The organism is Algibacter lectus (assembly GCF_900112395.1).
Classification (GTDB): Bacteria; Bacteroidota; Bacteroidia; order Flavobacteriales; family Flavobacteriaceae; genus Algibacter; species Algibacter lectus.
This window is the reverse complement of sequence record NZ_FOLN01000002.1, coordinates 292,571-307,553: the sequence shown is the minus strand read 5'-3', so window position 1 is coordinate 307,553 and position 14,983 is coordinate 292,571. Positions and strand designations below refer to the sequence as shown.

Annotated in this window: 12 protein-coding genes; 1 reads left to right on the top strand and 11 read right to left on the bottom strand. The window is 29.9% G+C overall.

Annotation, left to right across the window (positions count from 1 at the left end; translation table 11 throughout):
* Positions 1 to 64: 64 nt before the first annotated feature.
* The 4 genes from BM246_RS04395 to BM246_RS04380 all read right to left on the bottom strand — a co-directional run bounded on the left by BM246_RS04395 (position 65) and on the right by BM246_RS04380 (position 4,719).
* Complete coding sequence (locus BM246_RS04395) at positions 65 to 1,123, bottom strand: hypothetical protein (protein ID WP_074936036.1); 1,059 nt, start codon at positions 1,121 to 1,123, stop codon at positions 65 to 67.
* 77 nt (positions 1,124 to 1,200) lie between these two features.
* Entirely contained in the window at positions 1,201 to 2,505 is a 1,305-nt protein-coding gene (locus tag BM246_RS04390; RefSeq protein ID WP_074936034.1) for a phenylacetate--CoA ligase family protein, read from the bottom strand.
* A 5-nt stretch (positions 2,506 to 2,510) separates the two neighbouring features.
* Complete coding sequence (locus tag BM246_RS04385) at positions 2,511 to 3,554, bottom strand: sugar-transfer associated ATP-grasp domain-containing protein (RefSeq protein ID WP_074936032.1); 1,044 nt, start codon at positions 3,552 to 3,554, stop codon at positions 2,511 to 2,513.
* A gap of 7 nt (positions 3,555 to 3,561) precedes the next feature.
* Positions 3,562 to 4,719: a glycosyltransferase family 4 protein gene (locus BM246_RS04380; RefSeq protein ID WP_074936030.1), complete on the bottom strand. Its 1,158-nt coding sequence runs from the start codon at positions 4,717 to 4,719 to the stop codon at positions 3,562 to 3,564.
* Between the two features lie 475 nt (positions 4,720 to 5,194).
* On the opposite strand from BM246_RS04380, the gene BM246_RS04375 reads away from it, so the two are divergent.
* Positions 5,195 to 7,126, top strand: a complete 1,932-nt coding sequence (locus BM246_RS04375) for a right-handed parallel beta-helix repeat-containing protein (protein ID WP_083415714.1) — start codon at positions 5,195 to 5,197, stop codon at positions 7,124 to 7,126.
* An 87-nt stretch (positions 7,127 to 7,213) separates the two neighbouring features.
* Here BM246_RS04375 and BM246_RS04370 read toward each other — a convergent pair whose 3' ends face one another.
* The 7 genes from BM246_RS04370 to BM246_RS04340 form a co-directional block, all read right to left on the bottom strand.
* A complete protein-coding gene (locus BM246_RS04370; RefSeq protein WP_074936026.1) occupies positions 7,214 to 8,305 on the bottom strand; it encodes a glycosyltransferase in 1,092 nt (363 codons plus the stop codon).
* The gene (locus BM246_RS04365) at positions 8,302 to 9,195 is read right to left on the bottom strand and encodes a glycosyltransferase family 2 protein (protein WP_074936023.1); all 894 of its coding nucleotides are present in this window, start codon (positions 9,193 to 9,195) and stop codon (positions 8,302 to 8,304) included. Before BM246_RS04365 ends, BM246_RS04370 begins: the two co-directional genes overlap by 4 nt.
* A gap of 3 nt (positions 9,196 to 9,198) precedes the next feature.
* Complete coding sequence (locus BM246_RS04360; RefSeq protein ID WP_074936021.1) at positions 9,199 to 10,293, bottom strand: EpsG family protein; 1,095 nt, start codon at positions 10,291 to 10,293, stop codon at positions 9,199 to 9,201.
* Positions 10,294 to 10,524: 231 nt separating this feature from the next.
* Positions 10,525 to 11,472 carry a hypothetical protein gene (locus BM246_RS04355; RefSeq protein WP_074936019.1) on the bottom strand — a complete coding sequence of 316 codons (948 nt, stop codon included), beginning with the start codon at positions 11,470 to 11,472 and terminating at the stop codon, positions 10,525 to 10,527.
* Positions 11,473 to 11,478: 6 nt separating this feature from the next.
* Positions 11,479 to 12,927, bottom strand: coding sequence for an MBOAT family O-acyltransferase (locus BM246_RS04350; RefSeq protein ID WP_074936017.1), 1,449 nt, complete (start codon positions 12,925 to 12,927; stop codon positions 11,479 to 11,481).
* Between the two features lie 3 nt (positions 12,928 to 12,930).
* On the bottom strand, positions 12,931 to 13,167 hold the full coding sequence (locus BM246_RS04345) for an acyl carrier protein (RefSeq protein ID WP_074936015.1): 237 nt from the start codon (positions 13,165 to 13,167) through the stop codon (positions 12,931 to 12,933).
* Entirely contained in the window at positions 13,164 to 14,897 is a 1,734-nt protein-coding gene (locus BM246_RS04340; protein ID WP_083415713.1) for an HAD-IIIC family phosphatase, read from the bottom strand. The genes BM246_RS04345 and BM246_RS04340 overlap by 4 nt, the downstream gene beginning before the upstream one ends.
* Positions 14,898 to 14,983 lie beyond the last annotated feature (86 nt).

Here is a 14,983-nt window from a genome sequence, read left to right as displayed (position 1 = left end):
TTTATGTTTCAATATTATCGATGTTTTAATTTTATTCCATCTGTGTGTCGATTTTATCGAAAATTTAAGAAGAAAATAGGTTGATTATTTCACTCATGTACATTATGTCGTTTTCATTATATCTATAATCTATGTGTATATTTAAATAGAAACCATAAATTTCCGGATTATTCGGCCATAAAAGGGACGGATAAATATTGTTTTTGATAAGATGTGTTTTAAAACGCGACATTATAGCTTCATCTGTAAAATGTAGCGTGAGTCCAAAAGGTGTTTCTGAGCCTTCTATTGTCTTGAAGTTTTCATTCGTTTTTAATACATGTTTTAGCGCCTCATAGTTCTTTGCTTTTAATTGTAAATAGTCAACTTTTAAATAATTTTCCAATGTTTTTTTATTGGTTTCGCTAAGTTCAACCAAATCGTAATTATGATGCATTTTAGTTTCAGCTTCACCGACGAGCGTTAGAAATTCTGTTTTCAATTCATGATCATCATGATGTTGAGATTCAAATAAAGCTTTTTTCCGCATAGCTAAATCTGTTGTGTCCCATATATCTGTAAAGATATTAGAATCGTCTAGATCTAAAACTTTTAAAGAAGTTCCGTTTGATTTCCATGCCATGCCTCCAAGCGGAGCAGGCACTGATTTTCTAAGTGATGCCACGCAAAAATGGGCTTTGCTGTTTAAACAAGCGGAGCTTAACCAACCGTGCGAATGATCTTCAATAATAGTAACATTATTAGTATCACAGGTAATATTACATTTTGAAATCCCCCAAAAGTTATTGACTAAAATAACATCGTTGCTTTGGGTGAATTCATTAGCTTCAATAGTGAAATTAGGGGCAGAAGGGTCTACTTTATACGTTTTTATGTTGCTGTAGTTACTTTTTAGCCAATGTGCTACGTGTTGGCAATAATATTCTGGCAACCAAAAAGTGTTAATGTTTGAATCTAACTTAATAGTTTCTATAACGTACTTTATCGCATGTCGGCCCGTATAAAATAGTTTATTATTTTCTGGTTGAAAGTTATTTATAGACGTTGCTAAATGTTTTGAAGCTGGATCTATATAAGAAAAAAAAGAACCATAGCCTTTTTTATCACTTTTAGTATGCGACATAATTATAAACGATATATGTTATTTAATCTCGAGACTTTAAAAATATTAATAAAATCTATACCAAAGAAGTTCTACTCTTAATTTTGTGTGATATAGTTGTTCAATGTCATTTTTCGTTTTCCTGAAGATAACAAAGGTATTTCATCAACCATTATAATGTTTATCACAGCATCCTCACCGAGGAAACTTTTAAATTTTCCTATAAGTTGGTTTTTAAACTTAAAATCTCCAGAGCAATTCAATTTAATAGTGTAGTTGGTTTTACTCTCTTGAATAAGTTGAATTTGCTTAATACCTTCAAAATGAACACTATTAATCATAATAAACGACGATACTATCACACCTTTGGTATTGTAAATAGTGTCTGTTTTTCGTCCTTCAATTCTTTTTAAAGTTGGCGGACTAACTGTAAAATCTATTGTACCCAGATCTCCGGTATCGTAACGGATTAACGGCATAGCGTAGCTAAATAGATCGGTAACTACAATACGTCCTAATTCGCCTTTTGGGGCTTTTTCGTTGTTGTGGAGATTTAATATTTCAATATGGTAAGACGCCCAATTAATTTGGAATGCCTCGCTATTTGGTGTTTGCTGTGCAAGAATACCATTTTCCATATTAGAGTAGCGCGAGAGCATAGGGCAGTTAAAATAATAGGTCATGCGCTGTTTGGTATATGCGCTGATACCTTCTGCCATTCCTATAATAGATTTAAAATTAGCGTCTATTGGTTTTTCGTCTTTATCGTCAAGGAATTTGCAAACTTGTTCAAAAGCAGAAGGAAAGCCCAACCAGCCTTTGTGTCCCGATGAATTTTTAATCTGTGCAATGAGTTTTTCAATACGCTCGTTATCTAGGTTGATAACCTCAATCGGTTTTAAGTTTTGCGCCCAGTTTTTAAAGTTTGAATTTTTAAAATTTAATCCCCAATATCTCAAATACCACAATTGATAGCCAATTTTAAAACCTGCTAATTCAGAGAAATAAATAGTGTCAGCACTATTTCTATAAATTTTATTTGTATTATGAAGCACTTTAAATGGCGTACCTGTAGAGCCACTAGTAGAGCGTGTTATGTTTTTTTTATTCAGAAAAACACTCGATTTAAAAAGCTCTTGATTTTCTGTTATCTCAATTTTATTTATAACCGGAAACTGTTCAAAATCCTTTTCAGAAAGATTAAGGCTTTTGTAAAAAGGCGTGGTTTGTATGCTGTGTTTTAAAAGTTTGGCTAAGTTTTGCTCCCGTTTAATTTTTGTAATTTCAAAATTATTGAGCGTATCACTGATGTCGTTTAAGTGTTTTTTTATCGGACTACCTTTTAAAGTATCTAACCACCAAAATAAAGTGTTGCGGAATCTTTCTAAAACAACGTTACTCATTCATTTTAATTTTTAAGCTCAAAAAGCACGTCTCTAATGTGCTTATTATTGAGGTAACCACCGCAAGCCACATCGGTAACATGTAAAGAAGGTACTTCATTACCTTCAATAAGTAATGGGCCTTGGTTTGTAATGGCAACATCCCAACCTACAATACGGTTTGGCATCGCATTTACGGCTTGTAATGCTAGTTCAAAGGCTTCTTTATGAAATGGAATTTGAAATCCATCTAAAGCCACTTGGCTATCGGGATGGTGTGTAACTTCTTTTCCACCTTCCATAACATCTTGTCGGCCTAAACCTTGTAGTTTACCCGATTCTAAATTTAGAGATATATAAAACCCTCCAGTATGTGTGTTGTCGGTAAAGGTGTTTCCCATGCCAAAACGCATAAGGGCAGAGAGTACGTGTGCTTCGTTATTAGCATCTATATAGGTATCTATTCTAATTGTATTTACCGAATTTCTGAAGATACTGTTAATACTGTCATGCTGTTCAATATAATCTTGATGTACATAGCTGTTCGCAATTAAGGCAGGGTATATATTTTCAATCTGAGAGTCTAAATTTTCTTTTTTTAGTAAAAAACAACCTTGGCCACCTTGTCCCAGCGTCGGTTTTAAAAACAGAAAGTCGTTTTGTGAATCTTTGAATACACGAGCAAAGAATTGTAAAACAGATTCTTTAGTATTTAATGTGTAACCAATATTATTGTAAAACCAACGACTATTAAAGTTGTAGCTTAATAGCGTAGGGGTTGGTATGTTTAAATTAACGCAGTGATTATAAAAACTTAATTTGTTTGCTAAAATCGCTGTAATCTCTGGGAAAACCATTTTTTGAGATCCAACAATTTGGTAAAATTCTTTTAAACTTAAATAGTTCTTATAGTTTACAACATCTTTTCGGTACAGATATTTTCTAAAATAATCTGTTGGAATCATTTGCTTATCGAGTCCGTACAAAATAGATTCCTTTAATACTTGTCTAAAAGGTTTTTTGTTCGAATCCTTTAAGTATACGTTTAGGTGTTTCAGTCTCGAAAGCATGTCTTTATTATTTTAGTGTGTTGTATTCACTCAGTAAGGCATCCCAAACCACTTGGCGTTCAAAATTATTAACAATATGCGCTCTACATAATTTCCCCATAGTTTTAGACGCGTCACCAAGTTCTAAAACGGTTTCCATGGCTTTTAGTAAAGCTTCGGTATCTTTAACAGGAATAATTAATCCTGTTTTTTCGTGATCTACAATTTCATTACATCCGTTAATATCGGTTACTATACAAGGTAATTCCATAGCGCCAGCTTGCATGACTACATTGGGAAAGCCTTCACGGTAACTCGGGAAAGTTAAGGCGTTAGAAATCGCAAAGTACGGGCGAACATCATCAACCCAACCTGTATTCATTACGGCATCGGTTTGTTCTATAAATTCTAAGGTTTCAGGAAGTAAAGGATCAAGCTCCGTTTCATAAGGGCCAACTAAAAGTAATTTTATATGATTTTGCTTAGCGTGTAACGTTTTAAAAGCAGCAACAAGTTCATTTATTCCTTTGTCTGTTACCAAACGTCCAATAAAGACAAAAACAAAATCGCTAGGTTTTATATTAAGTGTGGTTCTTAAAGCTTGGTTTTTATCGGCATCATTAAAAAGTTGCGGATCAAATAAACTGGTATCAATACCATTCGAGCTTCCGTTGGCAATCACTTTTAGTTTAGATGCCTTGGTAAAACCTTCTTCTAGAATAATATCTTTTAAGCCATAAGAGTTCGGATAAATTTTAGTGGCGCAGCTATAGGTAATGCTTTCAACGGTATTTAAAAGTGTACGTTTTAAACCCGTAGCTTCAACAAGTGGCAAACCGGCTATGGTATGTAATCTGTGCGGAACGCCAGCTAAAAACGCGGCCAGCATACCTAATGTGCCTGCCTTTGGCGTGTGGGAGTGTACAATAAAAGGTTTTTCTTTTTTGAATACTTTATAAAGTTGGTATACAGCCACTAAATCTTTAAGCGGCGTTATTTTCCGTGTCATTTCTACAGCTACGGTTGGTATGCCTTCTAATTCAATCAGTTTTTCTAAATGATTATCCTCGCCTTTAGATGATATCCCTAAGATGTCAAAGTATTGAGACATAAAGCGAAGTTGTCCTTTTAATAAGCCGCTAAGCGATAATGGGACTGTAGTTATTCTAATTATTTTTTTTTTCATTTTATCGATAGGGCGTTGTAAATCTCGACAAATATATAAAACTTAATGTTGGCTTAATATTAAGGACTTGTATTTTATAATTATAAGCTTTTTTTTTGTCATATTAATTATTGTGAACAAGTCTGTGGATCATAAAATAGGACTGTGTAAGTAAAATGACTTAACTGATTGATTTATAGGTAATTAAATTCCTACAAGCCAACAAGTCAAGTTGTAAAAAGTTATTAACAAAGGCTTTTTTTTAACTTTAACATAGTTATTTTCGCAACTTGCAAATTTAGATAGTCCAAATCTCTCTTAGCCTCGTAATTAATTAGAAGTATAACTGAAAGAAAACAGCTAGACTGTATTTCATCGTTGAAAAATGTATTTTATCGAGTATTCACCTACAGAAAACTGCATTTCATCGAAAAAATATGTTTTTAAACGATATTTCTTATAATATTGTCTCGTTGAATCTTTTGAAAATTAAATTATGAAGAAATTAAAGAATTTAATGTTAGTCGCATTAATCGGAATGAGTGTATTGGGCACATGGTCTTGTAACAACGAAGAATTGTATGAAGAACCTCTTGCTGTGATGGAAGATGAGAGTAATGAAGATGTCGATGATGCTGTTACTGATGTTAATAGTCCTTGTGATTTTACTTTAGAGAATCTTGAAGCTAATTCAACAGTTGTTGTTAACTGTATTATAGATTTACAAGGTGAATCTTTAGATTTACCAGAAAACGTAACTCTATTATACGAAGGTGGAGATATTATTAATGGTACGCTTGTTTTTTCTGAAGGGTCTTCTATTGATGGTGATTTATTAGGTAATACACTTGAGGTTGGCGGAACAAAACCAGCTTTAAGAGATACGGCTTTTGCTTTTGATCCTAAGAGATGGGGTATTGTTGAGGGTGTTGTTTCAGATGAAGTGGCTTTTAGTAACAGGGACATTTTAGAGAATACCATGGAACTTGCAAAACAATATGGTATAGATACATTTAAAATAGACGAAATGGATGCTTATTTTAAAACTGACCATATTACAGATCACCCTGCAGAAACTGCAATAAATGTACCTAGTGACTTTCATCTTATCATGACGGATAACACACATTTACGTCAACAGCCGAATGCTAATAAAAGGGCTACTCTACTTGCTGCTTATTTAATTAGCAATACTATTATTGAAGGTGGTAATTTACATGGTGATCGTGATACTCATGATTATAGTGATACCTCTACTAGTCAGGAATGGGGACACTGTATTCGAGTTGGAGCATCTAAAAATGTCATTATTAAAAATATGAATATTTATGATGCTGGGGGAGATGGTATTGATATACACGCCTATGGTCATGCATATAATTCGCATTACACATATACTGAAAATCTTTTAATTACAAATAATAAAATTTATCGAAGTAGAAGAAATGGTATTTCTATAACTGATGGTAGAAATATTGTAATTGAAGATAATGAATTTATTGATTCAGGTGTTAGCACATCACTTTCTGGAGGTGTAGCACCAGGTTGGGCTATAGATGTTGAAGCTGTAAGAAATAGTGGTGTAATTTTTGAAATAGCAGAAGATATTTTAATAAAAAATAATGTAGAAAGAGGGAGTAAATATGGAGGTTTCATTATACACACTGGAGACCGAGTGACTATCGATGGTAATACTATGGAGAATTCTATTGCATATGCAGGTACCATTGGAAGTGTTATTAAAAATAACAATTTAAAATCAAATAGTGAAACAGCATTAAGAGGTCAAACAACTGGAATTATAGCTCAAAACAAAGCGTCATCTAAAGATAACTCTGTTTATGGTAATACAGTTTATGGCTATCCTATAGGAATAAAAGTAGGTGATACTAATTTAAATGTCTATAATAATAATATTTTAGAATGTGCTGTTGGTATTTCATTAAATACTTCAAAGGATTCTAGAATTTATGGAAATACTATAAAGAGTACTACAGCAAATAGTAGAGGTATTAGCAACCATACTCATGATTATATATCTAATTTAATAATTGGTTCTGGATTAGACGAAAATAATGAATCAGCTAAAAGTAACGTGATAGATGTAGTTGGAAATGCTATTGTTTTTAATGGAATTAAAGAAATCGAAAATTCCGATACTCATTCGATTATTATTAAAAATAATATCATTGAAAACGGGGCTAATTTATGGTTAATTGATATTAATAATTTCGAAATGCACGACAATGTTATTAATACCGATATTAGAGCAATAGATATTGCAAATGCTTCAATAACTGGTAATTTTATTGAAGACTTCAAAATAGGAGATGGCTGCTCAAATTTAAATATAGAAAATAATACTGTTTGTTTAAGTTTAGCTTCTGATATTTTAAAGTTAATTAATATTAACAATACATGTAAATAGTGTAAGTTGTATTTTTGGTATAAAAAAAGCATGTAATACTTAAAGTATTACATGCTTTTTTTATAAATTCAATTAAGACATTACGAGTTAATAAGAATAAATTTGTTCGTAAAGTTTAATGTATTTGTCTACCATAATATTAATATCAAATATTTTCGCTCTCTGTTGGCAGCTTTTAACTATATTTTGATATAATTGAGGGTCTTCTGATAAGGTTTTAATATGTTGGGCAAGTTTAACATCGTTATTATCATCAAATATTAAACCAGCGTTTTTCACTATATCTCCAAGCCCAGGGGTATTAGAAGCTATAAATGGTTTTCCTGACGCCATTCCTTCAATACATGATAAAGATAAACCTTCGTAATGAGAGGATAAAACAACAATATCTACGGTTTTCAATAGACTAGGGACATCATCTCTAATGCCCAAGAATTGTATACGATTATTTAGATTAAGTTCTTTAGAAAGAGCTTTACTGTCTTTAATTAACGGGCCATCTCCAACTAACAATAAAACAAATGATTCAGGTAGATGTTTTAGGGATCTAATTAATGAGTTTTGATCTTTTTGCGTTGTAAAACTAGCAACTTGCATTATAAGAGTTTGGTTTGTATGACAATTAAATTGCGAAACATTGTAGGGTTTTGCATTATTAATAACTTCTAAGTCTATACCATTATAAATTTTATCAATTTTATTAAATTCGCCCCCTAGATGTTTTCTTAAATTATTATCAACAGCGTCAGAGATAGTTATAATTTTTGTAAATTGTCTGTATACAATTTTATCTAAAAATTTAAAAATGCTTTTTGACCGCCTTCTATTAGTTGTATTATGCTCAGTGAAAATTATTTTTTTCTTTTTTAAAGAAATTAATTGAGCAAAGGCAACCCAATAAAATGTAGGAAATAAGTGAGTTTGAATAATATCGTATTTTGATATTAAAGTTTTAATTTTAAGTATATTAATTGGATTGTATATATTTTTATCAATAGCTATTGCTTTGATGGTAATTTCTGGTATTTCTTTAATCTTGTTATACAAAGGAGTTGTTGTACCATTTAATAAAAGTATAGTCACATCATGTCCTTTTTGTTGAAATCTTATTGAAGTATCAACAACTAGTTTTTCAGCACCTCCAGAGCTTAAACTATTTACAATTTGTAATATTTTCATTTTTTTAAATTATTTACGTAGTATACGTGTGTATATAGAATTATCCCAAAAGGTATTGCTAATAGAGTTAGTATTAAATTTGGTGTTTTATAAAAAACTTTCCAATCCTTCAACTGTATGCTATGAGCTATTAAATGTATGGCGTTTTTAAATTTCACCTTTAAATATTTTGAATGTTCTATAGTTAAAATACGGGCATATTGAAAACCTTTCGGGTGTCTTCGGTATTGCTTTAATATATTTCGCGAAGATCCATCTTCCATATACTCAACAATGCATAATACTTTATTCAATGGTTTTAACTTATACTGCTTATCTATTAATAAATATAATGTACCCAATGGAACAAATCTTTCATCAGGAAAAATAGGGTAGTAAGGTTGAAATCTTTTTACAATTTCTGATCTTAAGACTAATTTTTTATCTCCAGTTACATGCCATTTATTATGCAAATCTTCGAGAGTAGTTTCATTAATTTCTTTAGGTATTTTTTGCCCTATAATTTCACTGTTTTTATAAGAATCTAAACCAATTAACCCAGCTATATTTTCATTACCCTTTACTTTACACCAACACTTAGCAATTTGTTCAATGGCATCATCAGGCATAAAGTCATCACTATCTATGCATACATTTAGCTCTGTATTGATTAAGGAATATGCTGTATTGTGAGCGCCATGCATACCCTGATTTTCTTGGTAGTGATATTGAATATCAATTAAATTTGCATCAATCCAAGATTGTACTAAAGTCTTTGTGTTATCTGTAGAACCATCATCGATAATAAGCCAGCAAAAATCTTGTTCGGTTTGTCTTACTAAACTTTCATAACATTGATTTAAGCAATAAGCTCTATTATATGCAGGAGTAAATACTGTAATAGTTTTCATAATTTAATTTTTGTCGGCGTAATAGAGAAAAAACATTAAAAAGGTAAACATAAAATATGCAGTTACAACTTTTGCTATAATAAGTTGCTGATTTTTAAAGAATTGTTTTTTTAGCAAAGGATATATTATTATAAATGCCATTAAAAACCAGGATAGATAGGCAAATCTATTAGAAAAATTGGCTCTAATTACCAAAACCCAAAAGGCATTGCACATTAAATAAGTACTAAATACTTGATTATAAAATGAATCATTAAATTTTTGCTTTACTATAAAATACCAGCCTGCAAAAATAGGAAATGCACTATAAAATAAAAAGTCCCATCTAAAACGGGTATCTGTTTGCATTGTTCCTGTCAAATAGCCAGCTAATCTATCATCTCCAAACCCTAAGCTTGTAAATAATAATATAAAAACAGATCCCAAAAATAAAGATAAAGGAATGGAAATTAGCCACGATTTTAAGTACGTAATTGGGTTGTTATACAAGTATGTAAGGCTAAATGCTCCTATAGGAAGTAATAAAGTTTTATGAAATAATGCAGATAAAATAAAAAATAATATCATGATGATCTTTTTATTTTTATAACATAAACCCCATAAAAAAAATGAGGTTGCTAAACCATTTCTAATACCATTTGTGCCGTAAGTATAAAACGAAAAAGAGATTACAAACATAAAAAACGAGTAAAACCAGTATTTATTAAAATTTCTTTTCGAAAGAAAATACATAGGTAATACATATAGAGCAACGGTTAATAAAAAGAAACCATGAAGTCCAAGAAAATGTGAGGAGGTTTTCATGTAGTAATGGAAAACAATATCTTTAGTTACATTTACTGAAGCTCCTTCTGAATAGTTCCTAAAATACCTCGCATATGTCACCATATCTCCAAACTCTTTACCGCTAACAGGGCGTAAACCTAGATATAGAATAATTAATATGAGTAATACAACCCCAGTAGATCTTAAAAATTTTATATTTTTTTCATCGTTAAGTTTTAATGTAAAAGCATGAAATAAATTTATAACGACCAAAATGAAAGAAAAATAAACAAATATGTCGTAGTAATATTTTAAAGGAAAGAAGTTTATCATTTATTCATTATTTTTAATTGCTTTCAGAAGCAAACAAGCTGTTATTACAGCATTGATTGATGACTTAGTTATATTTTGGGGAACAAAAATAAGAAGTTAAGTATATTATAAAAAACACTTATTTTGTGTACTTAATTTATCCTAATATCAAACTTTCAATTATATATTCTTGGTACCAAGAATATTAATATGTAAATTAAAAAATCATAATAATTTTCTAAAGGTATAAAGTTAATCATGATTTAAGTAGTGCTTTAAAAACTCAACATGTAAAAGAGTTCTTTTATTAGCTCCCTGAAAGCCGAGATGATAAGGAGAGTTGAAATAGTAATTGTCTCCGTAAAAATATGAAGTCGGTGAACCAATTGTTGATATATTATTTTGTTCCAGTAATTTCTCTAGATATTCTATTTTTTCTTTGTTAAGCACATAAGATGTTTTCATTAAACTTGGATATGAGAAAAAGACTTGTGCTCCCTTTGAATTTACTTTAGTAATGTAATCTTTTAAATATTTAAAAGATTCTTCATTAAATTTATCCGTTTTTTTTATTACGTATGGTTCAAAATCAATTTTAGCGAGTCCCCAGTGCGATACCATATCTCCGTATTTATTAATAGATTTTCTACTATAAACAAAATTATTGTCATTTTTAGAAAGCTTTTTTTCTTCCATTAAAATTGATTTGCTAAAACCTTTATAATTTTGAATGCTATATTTAGGAATATATTGTAAAAGATTATAGCCTTGTTTTAAAGATAACAACGGAACATTACTAGGTAGAGCCTTAAGAGAGTATAATAAAGGTTCTCTTCCTAGAAATGTATTACCATAAAATTGTGAATATGCAGGAGAAACAATTATGATATCCCCTTTTTTGATAAAATCGTAAGTATCGTCTAATATATATTTTAATCCATATCCGGCATGTATTGCCGTATTAATGGGGTTTATATTTAGGGAATCTGCAAATAACTGACTGTTAAAGCCAAATGCGACATTTGAATCTCCAACTAAAATTAATCTTGGAGATTCAATTTTTTTTAAAAGCTGATGCTTTTCAATTATACTATAATCATTACTTTTAGTAGTCGCTAAATTAGGAAGGCATATACCGAGTGTAATGAAAAATATAATTCCAAATAAGAATAAGCAAATATTGATAACAAATTTTTTCATGTAATATTAAAATTGAAAATAAATAAAATCTTGTTTTTCTGCTCCATACCAAAAAATGAAAAAGATAACTAAATAATAGATAGACCATTTAAAAATTCTATTTATTTTTAAACTTTGAATTTGTAGTCCATATTGTTTATCTCTTTGTAGCCATTCTACTAAAACTAATAAAATGATAAATAAAATAACAGATGTTTCTATTGTAGCAGCTCGAGTTATAGAATGGTTATAAAATATAGATTTAATGAATAATAGAGCATCGGTTAATGTTTCTGATCTAAAGAATATGTATGTAATACATACCAATGTGAATGTGCTAATAATTTTTGGGAGATCTGAAATTTTTGCTGTGTTTTTTTTAGGACCTTTAGCTGTTGAAATGGCCGTAAATCTTTTTTTTGAAAATATAATTGGTAAATAAAACAAGCCATGTAATCCACCCCAAACTATGAAATTCCAACCTGCCCCATGCCATAGGCCTGAAACCAAAAAAGTAATAAAAACAGCAGAAAATATACCCCGCTTTTTGTGATTTCTAAAATTTATGGCTAATGGTGTAAATACGTAGTCATTTAACCAGCTAGAAAGTGATATATGCCATTTTTTCCAGAAATCTGAAATATTTGTTGCAAAATAGGGGTAGTTAAAATTTTGTTTAAAGTCGAAACCAAATAATTTTGCTACACCAATAGCTATATCTGTATACCCACTGAAATCAGCATAAATTTGAAATGCAAAAACTACAGTTCCCGTAATTAAGGTTAATGTTGGTTGATCTGAATAATTCCCAAAGACCTCGTTTACATAAGGTGCACAATTATCTGCAATGACTATTTTTTTAAATAATCCCCACAATATTTGACTAGCACCATCAAGGGCTATTTTATAATCAAATTTTCGTTGTTTCAAAAATTGAGGTAAAAGGTTAGAGGCTCGCTCTATAGGACCAGCAACTAGCTGAGGAAAAAAAGCTACAAACGTAGCGAATGCAATAAAATCTTTAGTAGGTTCTATTTTGTTTTTACTTATATCCAAAGAATAAGACATTGTTTGAAAAGTATAAAAAGATATACCTACAGGCAGTATTATATTAAGAGAATAATGGTTTAAACTAATACCTATAGTATCAAAGGCATCAATAAAAGAACTAATGAAAAAATTAAAATATTTAAAGAAGCCGAGTATAGATAAGTTGATAGTCATTGAAATCCATAACCAATATTTTTTACTTTTTTCTCTATCTTTATTTTCAAATATTTTAAGGCCTATGAGATAATCCAATATAGAGCTAAAAAGGATTAATGATAAAAACCTCCAATCCCACCAAGCATAAAAAACATAACTGGCTATCAAAAGAAAAAAATTTTGATATTTGATATTCTTTTTTAAAAAGAACCAATAACAAATAAATACTATAGGTAAAAATATAAAAAATTCAATAGAGTTAAAAAGCATATGTTAAGATTTTTTTTCAATAATTGCAGATACGATATCACCTACATTTTTCCATTCTAGAATTTGTGAACTTTTAAATTTAATTTGGTACGTTTTTTCTATTTCTACGACTAAATAAATATGGTTAATAGAATCCCATTCTTCTATGTCGTTTGCTGTGGTTTCAGGGTTTAGAGTAATATCGTCATTTTCTAAAACTTCACGAAAAAGGTTTGATAAGTCATTTAAATATTCATTCATGATATATAATTTTTAAAGGTTTTAAAATTTTCTAAATTTAATTTGTATTGATTATTATTTTTAATGTCTTTATCAAATGATAATTTGTCTAATAAATCGGCAACTAAATTGTTCTTTGGTGTTTCTAGGTATTCTCCTAAAATAAACTCACAATTTATTTTTTTCAATTCATCTACTAGTTTATTCATTGCATAATATTCGACTTGTCTTTTCAATACCCTGCAACTCATTAACCAGGTGTCTATAAAAAAAGTGTTTTCATTTTTTCTTTCTAAAATTATTAGAGATATTAATCCGTAATCACCAAATTTATCTTTTAGTTTTACACTAAATGTAATATGATTTTTGGACTCAACCATATTAGATATGTCGTTTTCCCCATATCTTTTTGTTCTCAAATTAAATTGATTTGAACGCTGTGTTAGTTGTGCTAGTCTTGGTATGTCGTCTATTTGAAAATCAGTGATTTCTCCGACCATTTCTAATGATTTTAAATAATCATCCATATTAGTCACTGTATTCACTAATTTTTTTCTCTCAGCTTCTTGTTGATATTGAGATGTTCTATCTTTATCGTTCTCTGAATACGAAGCAGTTTCAAATAGGTTTAAACTGGAGAGAAAAGGTAAATATAAAGCAGGGTCTTCTGGTAACTCGGGGACTTTTACTTCCGGCAGAACCTGCCTAACAATATCTCGCTCAGCAGGATTATCATCAATAAATACCATAGAATCTAAACCAATATTTAAAACATCTTTTATGTACCTAATATTATCTGCCTTGTTCTTCCAGTTTGCGACAAAAACGGATATATCGTCCAGTCTTAACACCATTTCTTCATGATTTATAAATGGATCTTTAGCAATATTTTCCGTGTTTTTAGAGCATATGGCTAAAATGATACCTCTGTTTTTTAATTCCTTTGCCCATTTTTGAAGTTTTGTAAAAGCTTTTCCTATTCCTAAAGATCCAATTTGTATGTTTTCTATACCATCATCTCCAATTATTCCACCCCAAGTTGTGTTGTCTAAATCTAAAATTAAGCATTTATTAAAGCTCCCTTTTATAGCTTTTATAAAGGTTGCAACACCTTGGCTAAATTTGGCAAAAGTATCAATGGAATAATGTAAGTCAGAGTTTATATAAGAAGGCCAATCTCTGTAATCATTGGAATCTTTTAAATATTTATTTACATCAAAAATAAAGAAATCATCAGTGTTTTGAGAAATATCAATTAGATTATTATTTATTTTCCAGAGTTGATTGTAAAAACTGTGAGATGCTTTTGAAAATAGATTACCATAAAGGTTATCATCTATTAGTTCGTAAGAAAAATTAATAATTTTTGCTTGACAACCATTAGCTCTTAAAATAGAAATTCTATTTTGAACAGAGTTTTGGACATCTAAATTGAAATTTGACCTTGAACTATTCTCGCTTAAAGAGTAAAAATTATCTTTAATTTTTAAGGTCGATTCAAATAATATTATTATTTCTGGATTAAATTTATATAATTTTGATTCATTATCTATTATAGTGATATCAATTTGATCATAATCGCTTTCAAAAATTTCTGGATCAAAGTTTGCTATTTTTAAACTATTTGCTAGAGATTTTGAAAAGAAAGTGGTTGTATGATTACCTAAAACAGCTATTCTAATAGTTGTTTCAGGAGTTTTGTATGTTTTAGCTTTTTTGTTAAGTTCTCTAAAGGAAAGAGATGATTCCATAATATTGTTTTTTTAAACTATTGCTATTAATTTTGAAAGTAAAAATACGATAGGAGTAACTATATAATATTGAAAAGAGTTAAAAA

What these genes read in the sequence shown, in the direction of transcription:
- BM246_RS04370 (WP_074936026.1), bottom strand. Translation starts at nt 8,305, where the DNA reads ATGAAAATATTACAAATTGTAAATAGTTTAAGCTCTGGAGGTGCTGAA.
- BM246_RS04380 (WP_074936030.1), bottom strand. Translation starts at nt 4,719, where the DNA reads ATGAAAAAAAAAATAATTAGAATAACTACAGTCCCATTATCGCTTAGC.
- BM246_RS04360 (WP_074936021.1), bottom strand. Translation starts at nt 10,293, where the DNA reads ATGATAAACTTCTTTCCTTTAAAATATTACTACGACATATTTGTTTAT.
- BM246_RS04390 (WP_074936034.1), bottom strand. Translation starts at nt 2,505, where the DNA reads ATGAGTAACGTTGTTTTAGAAAGATTCCGCAACACTTTATTTTGGTGG.
- BM246_RS04355 (WP_074936019.1), bottom strand. Translation starts at nt 11,472, where the DNA reads ATGAAAAAATTTGTTATCAATATTTGCTTATTCTTATTTGGAATTATA.
- BM246_RS04395 (WP_074936036.1), bottom strand. Translation starts at nt 1,123, where the DNA reads ATGTCGCATACTAAAAGTGATAAAAAAGGCTATGGTTCTTTTTTTTCT.
- BM246_RS04345 (WP_074936015.1), bottom strand. Translation starts at nt 13,167, where the DNA reads ATGAATGAATATTTAAATGACTTATCAAACCTTTTTCGTGAAGTTTTA.
- BM246_RS04350 (WP_074936017.1), bottom strand. Translation starts at nt 12,927, where the DNA reads ATGCTTTTTAACTCTATTGAATTTTTTATATTTTTACCTATAGTATTT.
- BM246_RS04365 (WP_074936023.1), bottom strand. Translation starts at nt 9,195, where the DNA reads ATGAAAACTATTACAGTATTTACTCCTGCATATAATAGAGCTTATTGC.
- BM246_RS04375 (WP_083415714.1), top strand. Translation starts at nt 5,195, where the DNA reads ATGAAGAAATTAAAGAATTTAATGTTAGTCGCATTAATCGGAATGAGT.
- BM246_RS04385 (WP_074936032.1), bottom strand. Translation starts at nt 3,554, where the DNA reads ATGCTTTCGAGACTGAAACACCTAAACGTATACTTAAAGGATTCGAAC.
- BM246_RS04340 (WP_083415713.1), bottom strand. Translation starts at nt 14,897, where the DNA reads ATGGAATCATCTCTTTCCTTTAGAGAACTTAACAAAAAAGCTAAAACA.